The sequence below is a fragment of the Lysinibacter sp. HNR genome (assembly GCF_029760935.1).
Classification (GTDB): domain Bacteria; phylum Actinomycetota; class Actinomycetes; order Actinomycetales; family Microbacteriaceae; genus HNR.
Genome location: NZ_CP121684.1, coordinates 1,778,182 through 1,801,442, shown reverse-complemented (window position 1 = coordinate 1,801,442; position 23,261 = coordinate 1,778,182). Strand labels below are relative to the sequence as shown.

23 protein-coding genes are annotated in these 23,261 nt (G+C 55.7%); 11 read left to right on the top strand and 12 right to left on the bottom strand.

All coding sequences use genetic code 11. The features are described 5' to 3' along the window. Window positions 1-44: 44 nt before the first annotated feature. The 5 genes from msrA to FrondiHNR_RS08095 all read left to right on the top strand — a co-directional run bounded on the left by msrA (window position 45) and on the right by FrondiHNR_RS08095 (window position 4,203). Entirely contained in the window at window positions 45-566 is a 522-nt protein-coding gene (msrA, locus tag FrondiHNR_RS08115; protein ID WP_279352281.1) for a peptide-methionine (S)-S-oxide reductase MsrA, read from the top strand. A gap of 214 nt (window positions 567-780) precedes the next feature. Then, window positions 781-1,335 carry a single-stranded DNA-binding protein gene (locus FrondiHNR_RS08110; protein WP_279352280.1) on the top strand — a complete coding sequence of 185 codons (555 nt, stop codon included), beginning with the start codon at window positions 781-783 and terminating at the stop codon, window positions 1,333-1,335. A gap of 222 nt (window positions 1,336-1,557) precedes the next feature. Beyond that, complete coding sequence (locus FrondiHNR_RS08105) at window positions 1,558-2,040, top strand: hypothetical protein (RefSeq protein WP_279352279.1); 483 nt, start codon at window positions 1,558-1,560, stop codon at window positions 2,038-2,040. Window positions 2,041-2,044: 4 nt separating this feature from the next. Then, window positions 2,045-3,727 carry an energy-dependent translational throttle protein EttA gene (gene ettA, locus FrondiHNR_RS08100; RefSeq protein ID WP_279352278.1) on the top strand — a complete coding sequence of 561 codons (1,683 nt, stop codon included), beginning with the start codon at window positions 2,045-2,047 and terminating at the stop codon, window positions 3,725-3,727. A 2-nt stretch (window positions 3,728-3,729) separates the two neighbouring features. Continuing rightward, on the top strand, window positions 3,730-4,203 hold the full coding sequence (locus FrondiHNR_RS08095; RefSeq protein ID WP_279352277.1) for a thioesterase family protein: 474 nt from the start codon (window positions 3,730-3,732) through the stop codon (window positions 4,201-4,203). A gap of 60 nt (window positions 4,204-4,263) precedes the next feature. Here FrondiHNR_RS08095 and FrondiHNR_RS08090 read toward each other — a convergent pair whose 3' ends face one another. Together FrondiHNR_RS08090 and FrondiHNR_RS08085 are read right to left on the bottom strand one after the other, a co-directional pair. Further along, window positions 4,264-5,148, bottom strand: a complete 885-nt coding sequence (locus FrondiHNR_RS08090) for an acyl-CoA thioesterase II (protein ID WP_279352276.1) — start codon at window positions 5,146-5,148, stop codon at window positions 4,264-4,266. Between the two features lie 52 nt (window positions 5,149-5,200). After that, a complete protein-coding gene (locus FrondiHNR_RS08085; protein WP_279352275.1) occupies window positions 5,201-6,847 on the bottom strand; it encodes an FAD-binding dehydrogenase in 1,647 nt (548 codons plus the stop codon). Between the two features lie 41 nt (window positions 6,848-6,888). Between FrondiHNR_RS08085 and FrondiHNR_RS08080 the strand changes: the two genes are divergently transcribed. Continuing rightward, window positions 6,889-7,602: a hypothetical protein gene (locus FrondiHNR_RS08080; protein WP_279352274.1), complete on the top strand. Its 714-nt coding sequence runs from the start codon at window positions 6,889-6,891 to the stop codon at window positions 7,600-7,602. 84 nt (window positions 7,603-7,686) lie between these two features. Here the strand turns inward: FrondiHNR_RS08080 and FrondiHNR_RS08075 are convergent, their stop codons facing one another. The 9 genes from FrondiHNR_RS08075 to pepN form a co-directional block, all read right to left on the bottom strand. Beyond that, complete coding sequence (locus FrondiHNR_RS08075) at window positions 7,687-8,748, bottom strand: hypothetical protein (protein ID WP_279352273.1); 1,062 nt, start codon at window positions 8,746-8,748, stop codon at window positions 7,687-7,689. Between the two features lie 238 nt (window positions 8,749-8,986). Further along, window positions 8,987-10,354, bottom strand: a complete 1,368-nt coding sequence (locus FrondiHNR_RS08070; protein WP_279352272.1) for a CoA transferase — start codon at window positions 10,352-10,354, stop codon at window positions 8,987-8,989. A 156-nt stretch (window positions 10,355-10,510) separates the two neighbouring features. Beyond that, window positions 10,511-11,032: a hypothetical protein gene (locus FrondiHNR_RS08065; protein WP_279352271.1), complete on the bottom strand. Its 522-nt coding sequence runs from the start codon at window positions 11,030-11,032 to the stop codon at window positions 10,511-10,513. 193 nt (window positions 11,033-11,225) lie between these two features. Further along, entirely contained in the window at window positions 11,226-11,777 is a 552-nt protein-coding gene (locus tag FrondiHNR_RS08060; RefSeq protein ID WP_279352270.1) for a hypothetical protein, read from the bottom strand. Next, window positions 11,774-13,369, bottom strand: a complete 1,596-nt coding sequence (locus tag FrondiHNR_RS08055) for a hypothetical protein (protein ID WP_279352269.1) — start codon at window positions 13,367-13,369, stop codon at window positions 11,774-11,776. The genes FrondiHNR_RS08060 and FrondiHNR_RS08055 overlap by 4 nt, the downstream gene beginning before the upstream one ends. A 13-nt stretch (window positions 13,370-13,382) precedes the next feature. Then, entirely contained in the window at window positions 13,383-13,676 is a 294-nt protein-coding gene (locus tag FrondiHNR_RS08050; RefSeq protein ID WP_279352268.1) for a WXG100 family type VII secretion target, read from the bottom strand. An 88-nt stretch (window positions 13,677-13,764) separates the two neighbouring features. Beyond that, on the bottom strand, window positions 13,765-14,223 hold the full coding sequence (locus tag FrondiHNR_RS08045; RefSeq protein WP_279352267.1) for a globin: 459 nt from the start codon (window positions 14,221-14,223) through the stop codon (window positions 13,765-13,767). Then, entirely contained in the window at window positions 14,220-15,209 is a 990-nt protein-coding gene (locus tag FrondiHNR_RS08040) for a mechanosensitive ion channel family protein (protein ID WP_279352266.1), read from the bottom strand. The genes FrondiHNR_RS08045 and FrondiHNR_RS08040 overlap by 4 nt, the downstream gene beginning before the upstream one ends. Window positions 15,210-15,211: 2 nt before the next feature. After that, complete coding sequence (gene pepN / locus FrondiHNR_RS08035; protein WP_279352265.1) at window positions 15,212-17,755, bottom strand: aminopeptidase N; 2,544 nt, start codon at window positions 17,753-17,755, stop codon at window positions 15,212-15,214. A 146-nt stretch (window positions 17,756-17,901) separates the two neighbouring features. Between pepN and FrondiHNR_RS08030 the strand changes: the two genes are divergently transcribed. The 5 genes from FrondiHNR_RS08030 (at window position 17,902) to FrondiHNR_RS08010 (ending at window position 21,969) form a co-directional block, all read left to right on the top strand. Further along, window positions 17,902-18,867 (top strand): aldo/keto reductase, encoded by a 966-nt coding sequence (locus tag FrondiHNR_RS08030; protein WP_279352264.1) that lies wholly within the window; start codon window positions 17,902-17,904, stop codon window positions 18,865-18,867. An 81-nt stretch (window positions 18,868-18,948) separates the two neighbouring features. After that, window positions 18,949-19,548 (top strand): DsbA family protein, encoded by a 600-nt coding sequence (locus tag FrondiHNR_RS08025; protein ID WP_279352263.1) that lies wholly within the window; start codon window positions 18,949-18,951, stop codon window positions 19,546-19,548. Window positions 19,549-19,631: 83 nt separating this feature from the next. Next, a complete protein-coding gene (locus FrondiHNR_RS08020) occupies window positions 19,632-20,129 on the top strand; it encodes a ribose-5-phosphate isomerase (RefSeq protein ID WP_279352262.1) in 498 nt (165 codons plus the stop codon). Window positions 20,130-20,231: 102 nt separating this feature from the next. After that, entirely contained in the window at window positions 20,232-21,293 is a 1,062-nt protein-coding gene (locus tag FrondiHNR_RS08015; protein ID WP_279352261.1) for a DNA glycosylase, read from the top strand. A gap of 115 nt (window positions 21,294-21,408) precedes the next feature. Then, on the top strand, window positions 21,409-21,969 hold the full coding sequence (locus tag FrondiHNR_RS08010; protein ID WP_279352260.1) for a YceI family protein: 561 nt from the start codon (window positions 21,409-21,411) through the stop codon (window positions 21,967-21,969). A gap of 154 nt (window positions 21,970-22,123) precedes the next feature. On the opposite strand, the gene FrondiHNR_RS08005 is transcribed toward FrondiHNR_RS08010, so the two are convergent. Next, window positions 22,124-23,206: an FUSC family protein gene (locus FrondiHNR_RS08005; RefSeq protein WP_279352259.1), complete on the bottom strand. Its 1,083-nt coding sequence runs from the start codon at window positions 23,204-23,206 to the stop codon at window positions 22,124-22,126. Between the last annotated feature and the right edge of the window lie 55 nt (window positions 23,207-23,261).

Sequence of the window (23,261 nt, the reverse complement as noted above, 5' to 3'; positions counted from 1 at the left end):
CTCGGTGGCTAGACTCTCAGGTAGGCAGGAGTATTATTGTGGGTATGACTTCTCTCGTGGTAGCTGGCGGATGTTTTTGGTGCCTTGATGCGGTATACCGTACGCTCCGGGGAGTGCGTGAGGTGGAATCGGGTTATACCGGAGGCGCAACGCACAACCCCACGTACGAGCAGGTGAGCCTTGGTACAACCGGTCACGCCGAAGCGGTGAGGGTCGACTTTGACCCCGAGGTTATTCCGGCCGAGGTCATTCTTAACGTATTTTTTACCCTGCACGACCCCACACAGCTCAACCGCCAGGGTGCCGACGTGGGTACGCAATATCGCTCAGCGATGTTTTACGCTTCTGAGGAGCAGCGGGAGATGATGGAGGCCGCGCGTGACCGAGCAGCTGAGTGGTGGCCCGGAGAGATCGTAACCCAGCTTGTTCCTCTGGGCGAATTTTATCGTGCAGAAGAATATCATCAGAACTTCTTTGAGAAGAACCCGAATCAGGGATATTGCCTGGCTGTCGCGGTTCCTAAGGTGAATAAGATTCGCGCTTCTTTCACGGAGTATATGCGCTAGCCGCGGTGGTGCCGCCCCGCGCTCTACCTCCTCCACAGGCGGTTACTCGCGGATTTTTACTCACAACTTTGTTTTTTTCGAGTGCGTTATTGTCGTTCCAGACAAAATGATTGTGGGCGCTACACAAACACGTGGGCACGAGTTTTAGTGTGGCGCTCATCAAAGAAAATTCTTTGAATAATCAATGCTTATGCACTCACCGGGAGACAAAACTATGATTGATTCACTCACCATTTCTGGGATTGTAGCGACGGAGCCGCGTCACGTTACCACCGCTCAGGGGCTACCCATCACCTCGTTTCGTCTAGCATCCCAACAGAGAAAATACGATCGAGTAACGGGCTTGTGGAGCGACGGCGATACCAATTGGTACACCGTAACCGCTTTTCGACAATTGGCTGCCAACGTTGCGCTCTCGGTTAAAAAGGGTGAACGCCTGATGGTCTCCGGACGGTTGCGTATTCGCTCGTGGCAGAAAGACGATCGCTCTGGCACAAGCGTCGAGGTTGAGGCGGATTCAATAGGTCATGATCTTTCCTGGGGCACCGCCACCTATACCAGGGGCGTTTCCTCCGCTTCCACCGTGGGCGCTCCAGAAACGATAAATGAACGCGACCTCACCAAGCGCAATGATCAACGCGAGGTAACCGGTGTGAATACTCAAGGGAAAATAACCGAGTTACAAGGGCAGCAAGAATTCGCCGATCTGCCTATCCCACAAGAGGCCCTCGATTCCGAGGGGGAGAGCGCGCTTTCTGTGCCATTCTAGGGGCAGCCTTGCCCCGATTGTTTTGGAAGGTGTGTTCTTATAAAACCTGTTGTATGTATTTATTGAGGTTCGGTTTAGTTCTCTCTGAAACAAAAGGTAAGGAGCGATGAATTGATAAAAGGTGAGGTTCCGTATTCCGCTTCACCAGGCAAATGTCACGGTAGTATTTTTACCGGTGATCTTCAGCCTTGAAACAATATTCACGGTTACACTCGGAGAGTGATGAAACGTAACCTACGCTCCGGGGCTGCTCTTGTGGGTATCGCACTGATGCTGAGCGGCTGCGCTGCTTTTAATGCGCTAACCGGGCAATCCCCCGAGGTCAGATCAACAAACATACCAACGATGAATCCCGATAGTCCCGGTCCTGAGTTTGTACCGGGAGGAAGCGCCGAAGAGAACCTAGATTTCTTCAACTTCGTCAACCTGCAGACCGCGCAGGGAGGGGCGGCCATTAACGGCCAGAACGTGGTAAATGCCCTGGTAGCGGGAGGTTTTGACAAACAAGCGATGCAGGTTTCTCTGGATCAAACCACTCAGGGGCTCACCGCTGACAGTATTTTTGTGTCGGTGCGTATCGGATCCGAGTGTTTGATCGGACAGCTCACGACTGAGGATCGCACCGTTGTGGGTGCTGTAGAACCGGTTGTTGGGCCGGATGAGAGTGTCTGCCTCATTGGCAGCACTCGACCAATAGACTGGTAGCAATATGGCTGAATACATTTACCAAATGGTGCGTGCCCGCAAGGCGCACGGTGACAAAGTAATCCTTGATGATGTTTCGATGTCGTTTTTCCCCGGGGCTAAAATTGGCGTGGTGGGGCCGAACGGGGCTGGAAAATCAACGATTCTCAAGATCATGGCGGGACTGGATACCCCCAGTAACGGTGAGGCTCACCTCACTCCCGGCTACACTGTAGGCATCCTCCTCCAAGAACCCGAGCTTGACGAAGACGCAACGGTTCTTGCCAACGTCGAGGCTGGAGTGGCGGCAACTAAGGCAAAGCTGGATCGGTTTAATGAGATCTCTGCCGAAATGGCAAACCCCGAGGCCGACTATGATGTCCTCCTCCCTGAGATGGGCACCCTACAAGAAGAAATCGACGCCCTTGATGCCTGGGATCTTGACTCTCAGCTGGAACAGGCAATGGATGCCCTGCGCTGTCCTCCCGCCGACGCGATCGTGAAAAATCTCTCCGGTGGCGAGAAGCGTCGTGTTGCACTGTGTAAGTTGCTGCTTCAAAAGCCAGACCTGTTACTCCTTGACGAGCCCACAAACCACCTGGATGCAGAGAGCGTTTTGTGGTTGGAACAGCACCTAGCTAAATATCCCGGTGCGGTTCTTGCGGTAACACACGATAGGTATTTCCTCGACCATGTTGCCGAGTGGATTGCTGAGGTTGATCGGGGTCGCCTCTACCCTTACGAGGGTAACTACTCAACCTACCTGGAGAAAAAGCAAGAGCGTCTTCAGGTTCAGGGGAAAAAGGACGCAAAGCTTGCCAAGCGCCTTGCTGATGAGCTTGAGTGGGTTCGCTCAAACGCTAAGGGACGCCAGGCAAAGTCGAAGGCGCGACTTGCCCGCTATGAAGAAATGGCTGCTGAGGCGGAGCGCAGCAAAAAGCTCGATTTTGAAGAAATTCAAATTCCAGCGGGTCCCCGTCTGGGGCAGGTTGTGCTCGAGGCGAAAAGTCTCAAAAAAGGATTTGGTGACCGAGTATTGGTCGACAACCTCTCCTTTACCCTTCCTCGTAACGGAATCGTCGGTGTTATTGGGCCCAACGGTGTGGGAAAAACCACCCTCTTTAAAACGATTGTTGGCCTTGAAGAGCTTGACGGCGGAGAACTCAAGATCGGTGAGACCGTGAAGCTCTCGTATGTTGATCAGAGCCGTGGTGGAATCGACCCCAAGAAAACCCTCTGGGAAGTTGTTTCCGACGGGCTCGACTACATACAGGTGGGAAACACTGAGATTCCCTCGCGCGCCTACGTCTCAACGTTTGGGTTTAAAGGACCCGATCAGCAGAAACCGGCAGGGGTTCTTTCGGGGGGAGAGCGAAACCGGCTTAACCTGGCGCTCACCCTCAAACAGGGAGGGAACCTCCTGTTACTTGACGAGCCCACAAACGATCTCGATGTCGAAACTCTCGGAAGCTTAGAGAATGCGCTTCTTGAGTTTCCCGGTTGTGCCGTGGTTATCACGCACGACCGCTGGTTCCTTGACCGAATTGCCACCCACATCCTGGCCTACGAGGGGACCGATGAAAACCCGGCAAATTGGCACTGGTTTGAAGGAAACTTCGAAGCCTACGAGGAAAACAAGATCGCACGTCTGGGACCGGACGCAAACAGGGTCTCCCGTTCTAGCTACCGTAAGCTCACCCGGGACTAACGATGAGGGTCCATGTCCCGCTCTATCTGCGCTGGGCAGATCTTGATGCCTACGGGCACGTAAACAACTCCGTGATGCTGCGCCTCCTGGAGGAGGCGCGCATCCGGCTCATGTGGCTACCCGCCGGAGGACACCCTGCGGATAAAACTCGGATTTTTGATGCCGAAGCGGGCGCCGATTCCCTCACCGTCGTAGCTCAGCAGCACATCGAATACAAGAACGTTTTACCTTACCTAGAAACTCCTCTTGACATCAACGTGTGGGTGGGAAGGCTAGGCGGGTCAAGCGTTGATATCTACTACGAAGTTTATGGAACCCCAGAAACTCCCGAGCAGAGTGTTCTCTACGCGCGCGCAATGTCAACGCTTGTGGTTATTGACGCAGCCACACAAAAGCCGCGACGTCTGCGCGAAAATGAGCGTGACGCGCTGCAATCTCTCCGCGAAGAGCCCATCGCCATCGGACGTTCTCGGTAACCCCACCGATTACGTACAATCCTCAACCGTTCTCTGCCGGGTTGAGGGGTGTACCAATGCTTAGGTCCCCGATGGAACGGTGGGAACCCGTACCATTCCCTCCTGTGCGAGGGAAGCCACGTGGAGCCCATCGCGTGTGTACACCTTGCCGGTAGACAACCCGCGGCCGCCCTGGGCGGTTGGGGATTCCGTGACAAAGAGTAGCCACTCATCCAGGCGGAAGGGTCGATGAAACCACATCGCATGGTCGAGGCTCGCCGTGCGTAGCCCCGTGGTAATCCAGCTAATACCGTGCCTTCGGTAGATAGGCTCCAGAATGGAATAGTCACTCACATAGGCAAGCGCCGCCCGGTGGAAGGTGGGGTCATCCGGCAGCGGACTAATGCTCCGCACCCACTCGGCCTGGTGTGCGACATGTTCACCCTCAACCGAGAGAAAGATAGGGGACTCCGTGTGGCGAATATCAAAAGGGCGCTGCACCACCCAGTCAGCAAAAGGATTATCCTCTATCTGACCGTATCGCTGTTCCAGGGTGGGCAGTGATTCCGGCTCTGGAAACCGGGCGATGTCGAGGGGGACATGATGTTCAATACCTGAATCCTCACTCTGAAAAGAAGCGATGAGCGAGAGCATTGGATTACCCGCCTGATAGGCCTGTGTGCGTCTCGTGGAGAAAGAGCGTCCGTCGTAGATGCGATCCACGGCAAAGGTCATGGAGGTGTTAAGATCGCCGGGGCGCAGAAAGTAGCCGTGCATCGAGTGGATTAACCTGTCTGCCTGTACGGTGCGGGCTGCTGCCATGATTGCCTGCGCAAGCACCTGACCGCCGAAGGCTCGCCCATAAGGAGTGTGCATGGGCTGACCCAAAAAAATATCCTCATCGGTTCGCGCGTCGGTATCGTCCAGACGGAGGAATTGAGCGATATTATTGCGGGGATCCGTCATGGAGACTCCTTTTAAGATTGGGCGATTCTCCTCTCTATTATGGCGAAGAAATCTAGACGTTAGCTGCTGATTGTCCCGCTATACGCCCGCTGAATAGACAGCCGCCCAAGAAGGTCCCCTCTAGTGCCCGATATCCGTGCACCCCGCCGCCACCAAATCCGCTGACCTCTCCCGTTGCATAGAGACCGGGAACGGGTGAGTCTGCATGATCCAGGGCCTGTGCTTGCAGGTTTGTCTTGATCCCGCCCAGGCTCTTGCGTGTGAGAACGTGTAGCTTTACCGCAATGAGGGGACCAGATTTTTTGCTTTGTATCCGGTGCGGCGACGCCACGCGGATGAGCTTGTCACCAAGATAATTGCGAGCACCGCGAATTGCCATCACCTGAAGATCCTTGCTAAACGGGTTTGCGATCTCCCTGTCCCGGGCCGTAGTCTCTCGTATAACACTGTCTTGATCGATGGGAACATTGCTAATTTTTTGCATGCCCTCGAGCAGCTCTGAGAGGGTATCGGCAACCACAAAACCTGCTCCGTGCGCTTTGAAAGCCTCCACGGGACCGGGAGCACCGCTGCCGATTCTTTTCAGGAGCAAGCTGAGGTCTTTATTGGTGAGATCCGGATTTTGCTCACTGCCCGAAAGAGCAAACTCTTTTTCAATGATTTTTTGGGTGAGGACAAACCACGAGTGATCGTGTCCCGTGGACCGAAGGTGCTCCAGGGTACCGAGGGTGTCAAACCCGGGAAAGAGCGGAACGGGAAGTCTTTTTCCGGTTGCGTCAAACCAGAGCGAAGAGGGTCCCGGTAGGATACGAATTCCGTGTTTTTGCCAGATTGGGTTCCAATTATCGATGCCCTCGACATAGTGCCACATCCTATCGCCGTTGATCAGGTGAGCGCCCGCGCGCTCCGCTATCCCCAGCATTAAACCGTCAACATGGGCGGGTACCCCCGAGAGCATGTGCTCGGGAGGGGTACCCAAACGTTCGGGCCACTGGGCACGAACCAGGTCGTGATTTCCCCCTATTCCTCCGCTCGCCACAATAACTGCTCCCGCGCGAGCCTCAAAGTCTGCCACAACCTCCCTGTTGCTTGCTACACCGCGCCCCGCGCTGCTGGGAGCAAGTACATCACCCCGTACCCCCACCACCGCCCCATTCTCAACGAGGAGCTCGGTCACCCGGTGACGGGTCTTGAGCGTGACGAGTCCCTGGGCCTGACCTCGTCGCATACCCGCCTCGAAGGGGGCGACGAGCCCCGGTCCGGTACCCCAGGTAATGTGGAAGCGCGGGACAGAGTTGCCATGCCCTACTGCCCCGTAACCACCGCGCTCCGCCCACCCCACAACGGGAAAAAACTTAATACCGAGCGACTTCAGCCACGGACGTTTTTCGGTATGAGCAAAATGCAGGTAGTCCTCGGCCCACTGCCTCGGCCAGTTATCCTCCGGTCGATCGAACCCTGCGGTACCCAGCCAGTCCTGCCTGGCTAGCTCAATGCTGTCGCGAATTCCCAGCCGTCTCTGCTCGGGGGAGTCAACCAGAAAGAGCCCTCCAAACGACCACCAGGCCTGCCCTCCCACACCGCTTTCTGGTTCCTGTTCGAGGAGCAGCACGCTTTTTCGAGCCCTCACTAGCTCGTTGACGGCGACTAAACCCGATAGGCCCGACCCAATAACGATTACATCCGCTGTGAGCGACATCTCAGACTCCTTCATCCTGTTATTGATAGCTTAGAGGGAACATGGCTATCACACTCACCCTCGACGATACCCTCGCATTTTCTGACCTGCGAGTGTTCCTTGAACGGGCGGCGCGGGTGGATGATACGGCTACCCGTCTTGTTGCCAATAACGGGGTCTTAGCCGTTTATGTGGGTGTTCTCTTTCCCGTGGGTCTTCTCGACTCCACCCCAACCGTTTTGGGGCTTCGCACGTGGCGAATCGCCGAGGGAGAATCTTGTGATGCGGTTGTGCCTGTTCGGAGCATTCTCGATCGTCTTGCCCACATCGCTGTTCCCGACCCGACTGAGTCGGAGGCGTCGAAACCCGTTCGGGTTCCAATCCCTCCGATGACAACGGCTGTGAGCTGGGCGGGGATTACGCCGCCGCGTGGTGGTTGGGAACGTGTGGGGAGCATCACCTCAAGCGAACTGGGTGCGGCTGCGCAGGCCGGTATCGCGGAGGTTGCAGAGGTTGTGCCCAGCGGCACCGGCGAGCAGCTTATCCGTAAGGTGCGAAGTGAGGTGTGGGGGCGGCCCCTTGCGGAGGGCTCTAGCCTCCCGGCGGGGGCAGGTTTTGCCGCAACCGCGCTGGGATTTATCTCGGATGCGCCGGTGCGAAGCGTGTCCGCCGCTGTGCGGGCGGCGCGTGATGCCGAGGAGGTCCCCGTTTTTAAATCGGAAACTTGGCAGAGGGTTTCACTGCGGAGGGGACATCTCCTCGTTCGTGTCCGTTAGGGGCACGTTCTGTGTCGGTGCTTTATCGCTCCCTGGGAAACCATTGTTGTTGGTTTCCCAGGGGCGAAGAGAGCGAGGTGTTTGTTAGCGTACTTTTACGTATCGGCAGGCGAGCTGCGTTGACATCGTCGTTTTGTTGTGCTTTGCGTAGAGACAGATTCGGTGTTCACCGGGAGGTGACACGACAGTGGCCGAGAATCCGTGGTTACCGCCTCTGCGGTAGAAGGATTCGACATCGGGGCGGTAGGCGTTAGCCTGTGTGGTTGTCCGGTAGGCGTCGTCGATCATAATCTGAACACTAATCGCCCCGTTGTTAAGGCCGTCCAGCGCCCATCCCCTCACGGTGAATGTTCCTGTTCCGCCAAGTGCTTCCTCAAAATTGCCAAAAGGTTTGGGGTGTTCGAGATAGTTGACTCCCGCAAGATCGCCGGCCGCGAGAACGGTTGAGTCATAAGAGCTGCTGTGCATGAGCTGGTATTTTCCAGCAAACTTCTTATCGTAGTGGAGGAGAGAAAGGGCATGGCCTAGTTCGTGGGCTATCACGTGCTGACGTTGGTTCGAGGTGAAGTTGAGAACCATTGGGTGAATCCAGGTTTGCCCAGCAACTGCCTTGCCCACACCGTCTTCGTTGATAATGAGCGGTCCGCCGCAACCCGCCCAGGATGAACCTTCGCAAATGCTGACGGTAGAAACTTCCATGTAGATCTCACCGCGAATAGCGGGTCTGGGTTTTGCCGGTATTGTCTCGTTTGCGATCGTGATGTTTACCGTTCCGGTTTTGTTAAAATCCGTCACCGCTGCGGCGATTGAGGGACGGAGCTGCTCGATCTGTGGTGAGGCTATGAGTTTGAGCGTGTAGTCACCATTGGTGTAGCGGATTCCGTCGTAATGGTTGTACCCCAGGTCGGATCTTGAAACCTGCTTTTCGGGGATTACCTCACCGGTTTCAAGGTCTGCCGCGACGCCCCCGCTGTCAATAGGGGCGTCAAAAAGGGGTGCTGTGGTCGGATTATATGTCTGAGTTCCCGCCCCTGGTTGATATTGCTGGGTGGCAAAGGCAGGAGCGACGGTGGAGAAGCTGAGCGTGAGTACGAGCGCGGCTGTGTTGAGAAATCGAGAATGGGTTCGGGGAGAATATTTTGTCATGGGACAAACAATATCGGCGTTGTTTATGCTTTCTGGTAAACAGAGAGTGACTAACTTCCTCGTTTTTTCAGCGCAAATATAAGCAATTGCATTGGTAAGGGAATGGGGGTGTATTACGCCGTTGTGGTTGGTGTGACGGGTGTGCGTTGGTAGCTTCGTTTGGGAGGGAATGGTTTTGGAGTTGGTTTATCCGTCAAAGTCTCGGGAGCCTTTCAGAAATTTGGGACTCTCTGAATGTTTAAAGTGATGGTTCCTTAGGGAGCCAGGTGAGGGTATCGGAACCGTAGCGATGGGGTGGGCTGGGGTAGTCAACCGGTTTCTCTCCGAGGTCGAAGGGTGGGAAAACATATTTGAGTTCTCCATAATTACTCATGCGGGTAGCATACGGAGGTTCCGCTAGCTCCTGGATGGGGTCATGGGGGACGGGTGTTTCCCAGAGTAGGTCTGCGGTGTGGGCAAGGGAGAGTTGAGCGTGACCCGCGTGACCGTGGTGGGTTTGAATGGTGAGGAGGGTGGCTGCGGCTGCGAGTATCCCATAGCCGGTAGCATGATCCAGAGCTTGGACAGGGAGACTTCCCGGTTTGCCGTCGGGGGTGCGGTAAACGTCCGCAATACCGACCGCCGATTGTACGATGCTGTCAAAGCCGCGTTTCTGCCCCCATGAACTGTTGTTCCCCCAGGCGTTGAGGGTGACGATAATGAGGCGAGGGTAGCGGGTTTGTAGATCGGTGACGGAAAGGTCAAAGCGATCCAGGCTGCCGGGGCGGTATCCCACTAAAAGGATGTGTGCCGATTGGAGAAGCCCATGAAATTTTGCGAGTGCTCTCGGGTCTTCAAGATTCGCGGTGGCGGTTCTTTTGCCGCCGCCGGTATCGATGTGCTGCTCTAATAGTTCGGGCAGGTCGGGTGGATCAACACGAAGAACATCCGCCCCCAGAGCGGCTAACGAGCGGGAGGCTATCGGTCCCGCAATCGTACGGGTCAGATCAAGCACGCGAAGCCCGATGAGGGGCAACGCCGCAGTTTCGTTCGGGGTCCATACTTTTTCCTGTTGTGAGTGTGGTGTGGCAGAGGGGACGAGTTGTATCCAGGTGGGTGCTGTGGCAAGAGACGCCATGGGGGAGGACTGCCAGGCGGCTCGTGTGCGCACAGCTGCGGCAACTCCGTCACGGGAGGTGATGTGTTCTTCTGCTTCGGCGGAGGGCATCTGTAATAGTTTGGCTGCGATTGAATTTTTTGTTGTTGCATTGAGGGCGCTGCAGAGGCGTTGTGCGTGGTGGGGGTAGTTAGCGTGGGTGCGAATCCAGCCGTCAGCCGTCTCGAAAAACCCCGATAACTCTGCAAATCCTTGTGGGCGGGTACCTGCAATACGGAGCAATTCTAATGAGTTAAAAGACGAAGCGACTCTGCCTGCATCAACGTTTGTTATAACGGGTTGGCCCATGAGGCGATTAATGGTGGCTGCCGCGGTGCTGACCGAGGCGAGGGCTAAACCTTCAACATCTAGCGGGCCACCCCACCAGCGCCGTGGCCCCCGCCGCGGTACAGCTGTAAGGGGGGACAATAGCTTGTCTGGCTCAAAATTGGTTGTCAGTGCAGTGAACATCTCTTGAACCTGTTCTTTGTTCTCTCCGGGGAGAGATAAAGCGGGTAAAACGGGGTGTGAGTGGTGGGTAGTGCTTCTCTAAGCATCCCATAATGCGTTGGAGTGCCCGTGTAGTTCAGGGGCCCGGGCAGACAAGATTGTCGTGGGTTTTGTTTCTTAGGTCTGATGGAAGACGGTGGTCAGGATAATCCACAGGCTCAGGCTGGTTATAAATACAGCGCTCACCAGAATAACCGCTACAACAAAGATCGGACGAAACCGGGTGAAGAGAGAGCAGAATATGCCACCCACAAAGAATGTGAGGCTGGGATAAAACAAAAGATACACCGTGACAGAAGCTGAGCTAGCACCCTCAAGAAAGTAAGACAGAGTTCCGAGGGCGAGCAGGAAAAAACTTCCTCCAATAAGCCCAAAAAAGAAGGGTTGGATAACAAGGTGAAAGCTATTGATCCAACGGAAAGGCCAGGTCATGAGTAGTGAGGCAAAGAGCGCAATGATCAAGGAACCGACGGCGATAACAAATGACGTGTATGCAACGGTAAAGATATCTGGTCGCGAGGCGAGTATCGGTAAGAGTATTGATTGATAGCCAAGAAGACAACCAACCAAAAAACGTATTCGAGCCCATTTTAAAGGAACCTTTAGTTGAGGCTTTTGCTGCTCTTGGTCGGTTGTCATGAATTTTTCCTGATGCTATCTTGTCATTCATTCAGTGCGGTTCGGCAGAGTTTTCTTGCGGATTGGTACGTTTACCGTTGGAAGGAAGCCGATCATGTTCCATGATCGGGATCCTGGTTTTAAAATGCGGTGTGTGAACTTCTTGAGGGAGTCTAGGGAGGCTTCTTTTTGTTCTTGGGGTAAGGGGAGTTGACTATTCTTTCGGTGTGTCGAAAGTCTCAACCAGTGCCCCCACGGGTAGTTTAGGAACGTCGCCTGGCCAAGGTCCAAGTTTTTCCTCGAGGGATTCAATTGAGATGGAAAATGATCGGACTCGTTCTGGAGAAGAAATCACCTGAAACCCGAGTGCTTCAGCAGCAGTAGCACCGCCCCATTCTCGTTCCGTGGGTTCTTGGTCGAACATCACAATAACGAGCGTGTTGCTGTTGGGCTTCTGATCGTTGAGTGACCATGTGGTGCGTATGAGCCAGTCGGTGAGAGCTTGAGTATCAGCGATTTCGTAACCGTCTTTGATACGGAGTAACACTGTTGAATCTTTGATGCGTTCGAATCCTTGCCACATTGATCCCGTGTTTGCCCGGGAGGCGGGGGCTACACCGTCGAGTTGGGTGAGTTGTGTGTTTGCTTGTTCTATTGTTTGCCCTTGGGAGGTGCTGGGGGCGCATCCTGTGAAACCCAGTAGCAGGGTTGTGACAAGGATTGCGTACAGGGTCTTGAAGTGTGTCTTGTGGAGTGTCGGTTTCATTGTCTGTGCCCGTAGTATCGTTGGGTTTTTTGGTGGGGTGAGAAGAAGCCTGTGATGCCGGTGGTGTGTTGTGGGTCGAGATTTTGTGCGTTGTATGCGTAGCGCAGGATGTTGTGGGAAAGAAGAGTGCTTTCTTCTTCTGGGAGTGTGGTGAGGGTGGTGATACCGGGCCTGGTGGGGTTAGGCGCTGCATCGAGCCTGGGAACAGGGTCGCCGTATTGTTCGAGGGCGAGGACGGTGAGCTCGTTGTTGTCGGGGAGAGAATTAAGGATTTTTGCAATGGGGGATCCTGCGGTGATGACGTGGGTGATGTTGTATTTGCCGGTGGCGGCGATGGCTGCGGCGACTATGCCGCCTTGGCTGAACCCGACGGTCATGATTTGTGCGTTGTCTCGTTGTTCGGGGGTGAGTTTGGCGAGTTGGTCGTCGATTGCTTTGTGGGTGAGGGCTTGAAGGTCGCTGGTGGCTCCTTGCATGGTGAGAAGATTCCCGATGAGGTCGTTGGGGACGTTGCTGCCCCAGGGTTTCCATTCCTGTGTACTGGGGATGATGACCGTAATGTGTGTTGGAGGGCCGGGCGAGAGGATGGTTTCGATTTGGGCTTCGTTTTGTCTGCCGAGGGCATCAAGCTCACCAGCCTTGAGTAAAAGGTTTTTAACGTCAAGGATGGGTGAGGAATCATCGTAGTTGTACTCAAGTTTTTCAGTTATTGCAGCTTTGTAAGCATCTAAACGTTCAATACGATCATCCTCGGAGAGCACTGAGACGTTGTCGGTGATGGACCAATTGGGATCGTGCCAGGGTTGGGTGTTACCAGGTTGGAAGCCACCGAGTTGTTGGATGCTGTTGATAATGGAGGTGACGAGGAGAGTGTAGCCGGGCTCGGTGAGGAGGGCGGTGTGGGTTTCGAGGGCGTTGTAGGTGTTCTCGAGAGCACGGTTGGGGTTGAACTCGGAGAGGGCGTTGAGGAGGAAAGACAGCGGTCCGTAGGCGGTGGTGGTTTTGAGGAGGGTGTCGAGGGGGTGGGTGTACTGGGTGGTCTTGTGGGCGGCTGTGATGGCGGAGTGGAGGGCTTCTTGGGTGAAGCCGTGAAGGAGCGAGATTTGAAGGAGGTTGGCTATGATGGCGGCATCAAACGTGAGGGTGGCAGCGGCGGTGAGGTCTGTGAGACTGGGAGGGAAGGGTTTTGGTGCGTTGGGTGTGAGCTGGTTGGCATCTTGTGGGGCTGTGGGAGGGGTGAGTGCTGCGGGTGTGGAAGAGCTAACAATGGCTGTGGTGGCCGTGGTGAGGGTGTGGGCTTGGCGGGCGAGGGTGGTATCGGCGTGTTGATAGGTGGGGATGATCGTAGTGGTTGTGGTGAGGAGGTGGGCGGCTTCTTGGGCGTGTCTGTTCGCGGTGTGGCGGGCTGCGGTGAGGGCGTGTTGGGTGTGATGTGCAGTGGAGGGGGAGAGGGGCGTGGTGTGGGGAAGGTTGGGATTTCCTTGGAGCTGGGCAAGGTGCTGCTGGATGTGATGGGTGTGGGCGGTGATGCGGTGGAGGAGTTGGTTGAGCTGGGTAATCTCGGGGTAGGAGAGTGTGGTGCGCGTGGTCATGGGAATAGACGGGTTAGCGCAGCCGCGAGGCAAGCTGGGTGTCGAGTTCTTGCAGCGCCGCCGAGGTGCCCTGAAGGAATTGGGCGAGTTCGTTGAGCGCCTCGAGCGTTTGCTGTGCGCCACCCGTGAATTTCTCGAAGCTGTCTCGATAGGCGCCGGAGGCCTTGTCCGTGACAAAACCGGAACTGACGAGATTTTGGATGTGCTGGTGCATGGCTCGGAGCTTATCGAGAATTTCGCTCTGGCCCGTGCGCAGGGTGTGCGCCGCAGTTTCTATCTCTTGGTATGACACTCTAACGTTTGACATGTGTTCCTTCGGGGGGAGAGGGGTTTATCTGATGCTAGTGTGAGGCCCACTCTGTTGTACAGCAAACGTTAGAGCTGTGGATAGAAAGTTATTGTGGAGGAGCTGATTCCTCGAAGGAGTTCACCATGGCGTGTGCCGCGCGTTCCAAGTAGTCCCACAGGGTTTCTCGGTGCAGGGGAGAGAGATCTAGCGAGTCTACGGCCCGCCGCATGTGAGCGAGCCAGCGATCTCGTGCATTCGGATTTACGCGAAACGGGGTGTGACGCATGCGCAGGCGAGGGTGTCCGCGCTGCTCGCTGTAGGTGCTGGGGCCGCCCCAGTACTGCTCGAGGAAGAGCAGTAGGCGCTGCTCGGCAGCGGCAAAGTCTGCCTCCGGGTACATCGGGCCGAGGACAGGGTCTGCGGGAATCTCGCGGTAGAACTCGGCCACAAGCTTCACAAATGTTTCGTGGCCCCCCACCTGGTCGTAGAAGGTTTCGGTGACCGCAGGTCCGGTTTCGTTTGCGCGTAGTGTGAGCCGTGGGAGGGGTTTGGGGGTGTCGGTCACAGTGTTTTCTTTCTTCGAGGTCTGCGTGTGGGAGGGGTGGTGAGGGGGCCGTCTACCCCGCTGAAATTTATGGGGTTAGCGGGGGGCGCAGGAGAGAGGGTGATGCCCGCATCATCCAGTTCTTTCTTGAGTTCTTCGCGCAGGATACGCGCGATATCCCACTGCGAACCGGAGCGGGTCTTGACCACCAGGCGGATAATCGCCTGCTCGCCCGTGACATATTCCACACCCCATACCTGTGGCGGTTCGAGTATCCGGGTAGCAACGAGGGGTTGTTTTACAACCACCTCAGCCGCGTGCTGGATGATTTCTTTGGCGTTGTCCAGGTCGGCATCACTGTTGATTGCCAGGTCGAGTATGGCGCGAGACCACTCGTGTGAGCGGTTGCCCACACGAGCGATTTCGCCGTTGCGAATGAACCAGAGCGTTCCGTTAACGTCACGCACCTGGGTGATTCGGATTCCCACAGCCTCGACCCGGCCTGACACCTCGTTGATCTCGACAATATCGCCCACGCCGAGTTGATCCTCAAACACCATAAAGATGCCGTTGAGAACATCTCTCACAATATTTTGTGCGCCGAAGGCAAGTCCGGCAGCGACGATACCGGCCGATGCCAAAATTGCCGTGAGGTTGACATCAAGCTGTTGCATAGCCAGAACGATCGCTACGGCACTGACGATGATTGTGATCAGGTTATTGGACACACTCCCGAGCGTGCGCGTGCGTTGCACCAGGCGCGCAGCTAGGAGCGGTGAACCGATGATGGCCTGGGTGTCGTCTACATTCTGACTCTTTTTAGCTCCCGTTACAATCTGCGCGACGACCTTGTGTATAGTTTTTATCGCGAGAAAGCGGATGACTATGGCAAGCAGGACGATAACAACGATATTGATGGGACGCTCATACGTCTGGTAAAAGCTCATGAGCTGTGCCCAAAATGTTGTTGCTGTTCCTGTGACCAGGTCGGGTTCGGGAGTTTCCATACTTACGTCCTGTCTGCTTTCTGAGCGGCAAGAGCACGCTCTACCCCGGCCAATTCCTCGATGACCAGACGACGCAGAGCCGCGGGCTCTGGGTGAGCGTCAAGCCAGGCCTGGGTGGCCATTACGAGTTCTTCGGAGACAAATGGGGAGGGGTAGAGGCCCGAAACGAGGGTGCTGCTAATGGCGTAGCTGCGGCTCTTCCAGAGGTTTTCTATAGCGGCAAAGTACTCCGCGACAAACGGCTCCAGCAGGTTGAGATCGTTCACGCGGAGGAAACCGAGACCCGTTGCGTGCACTATTGTGTTGGAGGCGGTATCGTCGGTCACAATTGATGCCCAAGCCGCACGCTTCGCCTCGGCGGTGGGGAGTGCCGCGCGGGCATGTGCGGCGGATTGAGCCCCGGTTGAGGTGTTATCGTCGGCGAGCGCCGCATCGATTTCCGCCTCGGTAACACGACCACCCGCGGCCAGCGCAATAAGCAACTCCCACCCAAGATCGGTGTCGATATCGAGGCCCGGTAGATCTATTTTTTCTTCGAGCAGGGAAAGGATCGTGTCGAGGTGGTCAGGGGTGTGAGCGACCTGGGCAAAGAAGCGGACAAATTGAAATTGCTCGTCGGAGCCGGGGGCGGCCTTCAGCGTCATACTCCACAGTGCGTCGGCAACCCGAGCACGGGCACCCGCGCGGTTTTCCGGTGCAACATAGGAATTTGCCGCAAGAATAACCTGGCCCAGAACCGTGCGCAGCGTGGTGGACTCTGTTTCGGACGCAACGTGATCAAGAACAAGATCAATAAAGTCGCTGGGGGCCGCCTCGGCGTCTCGTGTTGCATCCCAGAATGATCCCCAGAGCAGTGCCCGGGCGAGGGGGTCTGTTACCCGGGAGAGTGACGCCCTAGCCATCGCCTCGGAGTCCTCATCGAGTCGAATCTTGGTATAGGCCAAGTCCTCGTCGTTTACTAGGATGAGGTCGGGACGCTGCATCCCCACCAGTTCAGCAACCTCGGTGGTTGTGCCATCCACATCAAGCTCCACACGGTGCGTGCGGACGAGGTCGCCATCTACCGCATTGTAAAAGCCCACCGCGAGGCGGTGCGGGCGAATGGTGGGGTAATCGGGATGCGCGCTCTGTTCGATAATAAAGCTTTTGATCGTTCCGGTTGCGTGCGTCTCAATCGCGGGTCGGAGCGTGTTGACCCCGGCAGTTTCAAGCCACTTTGTTGACCAATCGCTCAGGTCTCGACCGCTGGTGGCCTCCAGCTCGACCATCAGATCTGTGAGTTCGGTGTTTTTATACGCGTGTTTGGTGAAGTAGCGGTTAACGCCGGCCATAAACGCGTCCTGCCCCACCCAGGCAACAAGCTGTTTGAGGACGGAGGCCCCCTTGGCGTAGGTGATGCCGTCGAAGTTGACCTGGACATCTTCCAGATCATTGATGGTGGCAACGATGGGGTGTGTTGAGGGCAGCTGATCCTGGCGGTAAGCCCAGCCCTTTTCGAGCGACGCAAAGGTGGTCCAGGCTTCGCGCCACTCGGTGGCCTCGGCCGTGGCGAGCGTGGACATGTACTCGGCAAACGACTCGTTAAGCCACAGGTCGTTCCACCAGCGCATGGTCACGAGGTCACCAAACCACATGTGGGCAAGCTCGTGCAAGACGGTTACCACTCGGCGTTCGCGGACAGCATCCGTTACCTTCGAACGGAAAACGTAGGTTTCGGTAAAGGTGACGGCCCCAGCATTCTCCATGGCCCCGGCGTTAAACTCCGGGACAAAGAGCTGATCGTACTTCTCAAAGGGGTAGGCGTGCCCAAACTTCTCCTCGAAGAAGGCAAAGCCCTGGCGGGTCTTCTCGAAAATGTATTCGGCGTCGAGGTACTCCGCAAGCGAAGCCCGACCGAAGACTCCCAGGGGGATGACCCTGCCGTCGCTGCTGGTGAGTTCGCTGCGCTGCTCCACGTAGGGACCAGCGATGAGGGCTGTGATGTAGCTGGAGATAACGGGGGTGGGGGCAAACGTCCACACCGCCGTGTCGTTGCCCGAGGGAACGGGCTCTGGGGTGGGGGAGTTACTCACAACCTTCCAGGAAGAGGGTGCGGTTACGGTGAACTGGAAGGTAGCTTTAAGATCGGGCTGTTCAAACACGGCAAATACCCGGCGGGAATCGGGAACCTCAAACTGGGTATAGAGGTAAACCTGATTGTCGGAGGGGTCAACAAAGCGGTGTAGTCCCTCGCCTGTGTTGGTGTATTCGGCGTCTGCGACAACAATAAGTTCGTTTGACTCGGCCAGATTATCGAGTTGAATACGAACGTTATCGCTCACAACAGCGGGGTCCAGCGCAACCCCGTTGAGATGGACGGAGTGAACGGTCCGGGTGATGGCGTCGATGAAGGTGGATGCGCCGGGTGTGGCAGAGAATCGAACCGTGGTTTTGCTGCGGAAAGTCTCCGAACCTGTGGTGAGGTCGAGGAGAATTGCGTAGCTGTCAACACTGACGATGTGTGCGCGGTCGCGGGCTTCGGTACGGGTGAGATTTTCTCCTGGCACTTTTTTCCTTAAAATGTTTAGGTGTTGTCGGTTTAGAACGGTATGTCTCTTATAAGCCTACGCGTTTAGACTCGTAATGAAACCGCTGGATGCTCAGCTTGTGCACAGCATTTTTAAGTTCATCGTGTGATACGGAGGAATTGTTGATGGAATATCGCTCACTCGGTCGTTCCGGACTGCGCGTATCTGCTGTGGGGCTGGGATGTAATAATTTTGGTCGGCCCGGTTCCCGTACGGAGGGGCAGGAGGGAAGTACCGCCGTTATTCACGCCGCTCTTGACGCCGGCATTACCCTCTTCGACACGGCGGATATCTACGGGTACCAATACGGGCGCAGCGAAACGTTTATGGGAAAGGCCCTGGCCGGTCAGCGTGACAAGATTGTGCTGGCAACAAAATTTGGGCATCGAGATTACCCCTCCGACATTGAGTCTTGGGACGCTAAGGGATCGCGCCGCTATGTTCGCCTGGCTGTGGAGCAGTCTCTCAGGCGTCTGGAAACCGAGTGGATTGATCTATACCAGCTACACACCCCCGACCCCCTCACTCCTGTTGAAGAAACGCTTGCAGCCCTCGATGAGCTCATCCAGGAGGGCAAGATTCGCTACATTGGTCACTCTAACTTTGCTGCCTGGCAGGCTGCAGACGCGGAGTATCGGGCGCAGCTGGGGGGACATCCACGTTTTATCTCGGCGCAGAATGAATATAGCCTTCTGGTTCGTGACGCTGAGCACGAACTCTTACCGGCTCTTGAACACTACGGAATTGGTTTTCTTCCCTTCTTTCCGCTGTACAACGGGCTGTTCACCGGCAAGTTCACGCGGGACGGCGGACCCGCCGAGAGTCGTATTATGATTCAGCGGCCTCACCTTCTTAAAAATGCCCCGTGGGATGCGATCGAGGATTATCAGCGACTCTGTGACGAGTGGGGGGTAACGATGTTGGCCGCCACGTTTGGCTGGTTGCTTTCTCGCGGTGTGCTCAGCAGCGTGATTGCCGGGGCGACAACTCCCGAACAGGTTCAAGAGAATGCTGTTGTGGGTAACTCCTGGCGACCGGATGCCACCCAAGTGGCGCAGATTGATGCCCTCTTTCCCCCGTCGCAGAGCTAGACGTTGAGACGGGGCCACCCGGCAGCACGCGATTATCCGCCGGAGGCCGATTCACGGTATTTTTCGTCTAAGCTTGAGTGCATGACAACCCGCGTTGAATTTTGGTTTGATCCTTCCTGTCCCTGGGCTTGGATGGCAAGCCGTTGGGTCGATACCGTGGCAGCTCAGCGTGATCTTGACGTTAGCTGGAAGATAATGAGCCTGGCTATTCTGAACGAGGATAAAGAGGTATCGCCGGAGTATCGTGCTTTCTTCCCCCGAGCAATGCGCCTTACTCGCCTTGTCGCGGGGGTCAAAGAGGAGTATGGCAGCGCCTACGTGAAGCCACTCTACGATGCGCTGGGCACGCGTATCCACCCCCAATCGCGCAAGGATTGGAACGCGATTATTGTCGAATCGGTAGTGGAGGCCGGACTGCAGGAGGAGGCTGCGCGGTTAGCTGATACCGAGGACTACGATTTCCAATTACGAGAAAGCCACTTTGACGGCATCAATCGTGTGGGCGAAGACGTAGGAACCCCGGTTATCTCGGTGAACGGCACCGCCTTTTTTGGTCCGGTTATCTCTCCCGCCCCCACGGGTGAAGAGGCTCTCAAGCTTTGGGACGGTGTTGTTGCCGTGGCCGACTATGAGGGTTTCTTTGAGATTAAGCGGACCCGCACGGCAGACCCGATCTTTTAAATGAAGTCCTGATAGCCGTGCCTCACGATTATTACAGAACCTCGTCAGTACCGCATATTTTCACGAAGTAGAAGGATTACTTGATGCGTATTCATATTGCCACCGATCACGCGGGCCTTGAGTTCAGCGAGTTTTTGCAGCGACATCTCGCGGATGCAGGCCACGAGGTTATCGACCACGGGCCGACCGCATACGATCCGCTTGACGACTATCCGTCGTTTTGCATCAACGCGGCCAGGGCTACCGTGGCAGATCAGACACGGGGAGTAGAGGCTCTGGGTGTTGTCTTTGGCGGTTCGGGTAATGGCGAACAGATTGCGGCAAACAAGGTTCGTGGTGCCCGCGCCGCCCTTGTGTGGAATCTGAGTACGGCGCGTCTTGCCCGGGAGCACAACGATGCAAACGTTATTTCGATCGGTGCCAGGCAGCACACGGTGGAGGAGGCTGTTTCCTTTATTGATGCCTTTATTGCGGAGCCGTTTTCACATGATGAGCGTCACGTGCGACGAATCGCACAGTTGGCAGAGTATGAAACAACCGGTGCTATCTCCGGTAAATACATTGACTCCGGTGATGAGTAACCTCCCGGTTGAGCATTCACTAACGGTTGGCGTTCGGCCAGCCGTAGTGGTCGATAAATCAGTAACTGCGGCAGTATTTTTAATAATTGAGGGCTAGTTCACATGCCAGAGGGCCATTCCGTACACCGTATTGCGCGTCAGTTTCGGCGTAACTTTGTGGGTCAGATCTGTCGGGTATCCTCCCCGCAGGGACGTTTTGCACAGGGTGCGGCTCAGCTTGATGGGTTGCGCATGGTGGAGGCAAAAGCCGTGGGTAAGCAGATGTTTCTTGAATTCGAGAGTGATCGGTGGCTGCGAGTTCACCTGGGCATTTACGGTGCGTGGGATTTTGCGGGCGAGATTCTGGTGGATGACACTATTGCCAGCGCTGCGGGTCGAATGGGTCAGACTAACCAGGCTGGTACTGTTGCGGGCGCTGCCGCCGATCGGGGTGGGGTACCTCTCACCCCGGCGGGAGGAGATGCCGCCGATAGTGCGGCCGAAGATTCCGTATCGAGTATTGGTGCTCCGCGTCGCTCGCGTGTGAGCGGTGCCTCGGTCACTATCGCCCGGATGCGCATGGCCGAATACGATACCGTTTCGCAATCAGAGGTGGCCTTTCCGCCACCACCGGTGGGTGCGGTACGGGTTCGGATACTTACGGAGAAGACTGTGGCTGATCTCCGGGGGCCAACGGTGTGTGAATTGGCAACGCCCGCAGAGATCCAGGCCGTTATCGATCGGCTGGGACCAGACCCGGAGAACGATAGCTCGCAGGGTGCGGAGCGTACCTTTATTGAGAGGGTGTCTAAGACCTCACGGCCTATCGGGGCTGTTTTGATGGATCAGGCGGTAGTGAGCGGTATTGGTAACGTATATCGCGCTGAAATCTTGTTTCGGGCCGGTATTAACCCGCACACGCCCGCAAAAAATCTGACTCATGAGCAGCTTCATGACCTGTGGGTTGACTGGGTGCATCTGTTATCGGTGGGAGTGCGCTTGGGGCAGATGATGACTATGGACGATCTTGATCCGGAGAGCTATACGCTTGCCATGGCTAACCGTGACGATAGGCACTGGGTGTATAAGCGTGAGGGGCTGCCCTGTCGCAGGTGTGGGACCAACATTGTCCTTGAAGAGATGGCGACTCGAAAGTTGTACTGGTGCGTAGAGTGTCAGAAATAATTGCGGCCCGGTTAAAAGATTTTGTTAAATATTGAAATAAATTTGACTTGAAATTACAAGTAGTTGCTAGACTCTCTTTAGTACAAGGTTCAACTTTTTTATCTAGGAGACTTTTATGAGTGCCGCCCTTGCATCTTCTATTCCCGGCTACAAGGCTGGAACGTGGAGTATCGACCCCACCCACAGCGAAATTAGCTTCAGCATCCGCCACCTCGCCATCAGCAAGGTAAAGGGAAAGTTTGAAAACTTTGACGCTACTTTCGTGACTGCCGAAAACCCCTTGGAATCCACCGTGACCGCCTCTGCCGAGGTAGTATCCATTAACACCAACGAGTCCAATCGTGATGGGCACCTGCGCACAGGAGATTTCTTCGACGCTGAACAGTTCCCGCACATCACTTTTACGTCCACCGGAGCACGTCACGAAGGTGGAGAGTTCAAGGTTGATGGTGAACTCACCATCAAGGGAACTACCCTCCCGGTAACTTTCGACTTCGACTTTGGTGGTTTTGGAACCGACCCCTACGGTAATTACAAGGCAGGATTCACTGCCACGACCGTGGTTAAGCGCGAAAGTTTCGGTCTTACCTGGAACGCGCCGCTTGAGGCCGGTGGCTTTTTGCTGGGTGCAGACGTTACTATTACGCTGGATATTCAGGCTGCGCTTAACGCCTAAATAGACGCGTTCTCTACGGTTGGGAAGCTCTGGTTTTTACGCAGATTTTGCTGTGTAAAGCCTGAATGTTTCTGAGGAAACATATGGGCAACTGGAACATGGTCGCGAGATACATTAGTCTAGTTAAAGCCTGAGTGATCCACCGGGGGGAGGGTCACTCAGGCTTTTGCTTTCTCTGAGGTTCAGCTTCTTTGAGCTGTTCGCTCACCTCTACTATTCCCTCGCGTACTCGGCGCAAATCTTCCAGAAGAGAGCCGATAAGGATCCAGTGGTGCGGGTTGGGGCGTACCACGGATAGTGGCGAGGTTAGCGCGGGAAGCTGTGAGGTGATCGGGGTGTCTTCTGTGTGAAGATCCTCTCTGATCTGCGATATCCGCCGTAGATCGTGGGCGGCGCGCCGACACTCTTCGGCGAGTCCGTGTACGGTGGGATCGTCAATGAGCGCGGGTGAGTAGTTATCGTGAAGAGCCCGTGTCATCCCTGAAACCTGGGTGATGATGGGGCTGAGCCGCCGCATCAGCTCGGCGTCCTCTTCGAGCTGATTGCGGTGCCGACTGCTTCTTGGATTAAGGGCGAGACTCTCGCGTGCAGAACCAACCAGATCGCGAACCTTCTCACGGCGATCAACTATTTTGCGGGTTTCCTCAAGCATGGTGCTCAGCCACTCATCATCTCGCGGCTCAGACAGTGCTTCTGAGAGGCGATCTAGGCACAGCGAGGCGTCGTAGCCGAGAGTGCGAATTCCAATGTGTGCGGGGGTGATTTTGATCGGAGCAGCGATGAGCGCATTGATCGTGATTCCGATGGCGGCACCCAGAAGGGTCTCAAAAATTCGTCCCAGCGCATAGTCGGCGTTCTGTCCGCCCAACGCAAGAACGAGTATCGCGGTGATGGCAACCTGGTTGGCGGAGGTCGTGCTCATCCGCAGAGCCCACCCCGCAGTAACCGAGAGAACAATAGCGAGGATAAAGAGCCAGTCGGGGGTTCCAAAGAGCAAGACAACCACATAGGCTACAGCAACGCCGAGCACAACACCGCTCACACGCTCCACCCCCTTGGTGAGGGACTGGGCCACGTTGGGTTGCACGCAGAGCAGGGCCGCAATAGCCCCAAATATGGGTGCCTGATCGGGGATTATGGCCCCACAGACAAACCAGGCTGTGAGCATTGCAATCATGGTCTTAGCGGCCTGCACGGCCGGTTCTCGCCGAGATGCTCGGAAACTTACGGTTGCCATACCTCTAGATTACTGCCGTGTGTGGATGTGGAAATGCTCTCACGAACCGAGACCT

Bases quoted from the DNA above. Each gene is read 5' to 3' on its own strand.
- msrA (WP_279352281.1), top strand. From the start codon at position 45: ATGACTTCTCTCGTGGTAGCTGGCGGATGTTTTTGGTGCCTTGATGCG.
- FrondiHNR_RS08110 (WP_279352280.1), top strand. From the start codon at position 781: ATGATTGATTCACTCACCATTTCTGGGATTGTAGCGACGGAGCCGCGT.
- FrondiHNR_RS08105 (WP_279352279.1), top strand. From the start codon at position 1,558: ATGAAACGTAACCTACGCTCCGGGGCTGCTCTTGTGGGTATCGCACTG.
- ettA (WP_279352278.1), top strand. From the start codon at position 2,045: ATGGCTGAATACATTTACCAAATGGTGCGTGCCCGCAAGGCGCACGGT.
- FrondiHNR_RS08095 (WP_279352277.1), top strand. From the start codon at position 3,730: ATGAGGGTCCATGTCCCGCTCTATCTGCGCTGGGCAGATCTTGATGCC.
- FrondiHNR_RS08090 (WP_279352276.1), bottom strand. From the start codon at position 5,148: ATGACGGATCCCCGCAATAATATCGCTCAATTCCTCCGTCTGGACGAT.
- FrondiHNR_RS08085 (WP_279352275.1), bottom strand. From the start codon at position 6,847: ATGTCGCTCACAGCGGATGTAATCGTTATTGGGTCGGGCCTATCGGGT.
- FrondiHNR_RS08080 (WP_279352274.1), top strand. From the start codon at position 6,889: ATGGCTATCACACTCACCCTCGACGATACCCTCGCATTTTCTGACCTG.
- FrondiHNR_RS08075 (WP_279352273.1), bottom strand. From the start codon at position 8,748: ATGACAAAATATTCTCCCCGAACCCATTCTCGATTTCTCAACACAGCC.
- FrondiHNR_RS08070 (WP_279352272.1), bottom strand. From the start codon at position 10,354: ATGTTCACTGCACTGACAACCAATTTTGAGCCAGACAAGCTATTGTCC.
- FrondiHNR_RS08065 (WP_279352271.1), bottom strand. From the start codon at position 11,032: ATGACAACCGACCAAGAGCAGCAAAAGCCTCAACTAAAGGTTCCTTTA.
- FrondiHNR_RS08060 (WP_279352270.1), bottom strand. From the start codon at position 11,777: ATGAAACCGACACTCCACAAGACACACTTCAAGACCCTGTACGCAATC.
- FrondiHNR_RS08055 (WP_279352269.1), bottom strand. From the start codon at position 13,369: ATGACCACGCGCACCACACTCTCCTACCCCGAGATTACCCAGCTCAAC.
- FrondiHNR_RS08050 (WP_279352268.1), bottom strand. From the start codon at position 13,676: ATGTCAAACGTTAGAGTGTCATACCAAGAGATAGAAACTGCGGCGCAC.
- FrondiHNR_RS08040 (WP_279352266.1), bottom strand. From the start codon at position 15,209: ATGGAAACTCCCGAACCCGACCTGGTCACAGGAACAGCAACAACATTT.
- FrondiHNR_RS08030 (WP_279352264.1), top strand. From the start codon at position 17,902: ATGGAATATCGCTCACTCGGTCGTTCCGGACTGCGCGTATCTGCTGTG.
- FrondiHNR_RS08025 (WP_279352263.1), top strand. From the start codon at position 18,949: ATGACAACCCGCGTTGAATTTTGGTTTGATCCTTCCTGTCCCTGGGCT.
- FrondiHNR_RS08020 (WP_279352262.1), top strand. From the start codon at position 19,632: ATGCGTATTCATATTGCCACCGATCACGCGGGCCTTGAGTTCAGCGAG.
- FrondiHNR_RS08015 (WP_279352261.1), top strand. From the start codon at position 20,232: ATGCCAGAGGGCCATTCCGTACACCGTATTGCGCGTCAGTTTCGGCGT.
- FrondiHNR_RS08010 (WP_279352260.1), top strand. From the start codon at position 21,409: ATGAGTGCCGCCCTTGCATCTTCTATTCCCGGCTACAAGGCTGGAACG.
- FrondiHNR_RS08005 (WP_279352259.1), bottom strand. From the start codon at position 23,206: ATGGCAACCGTAAGTTTCCGAGCATCTCGGCGAGAACCGGCCGTGCAG.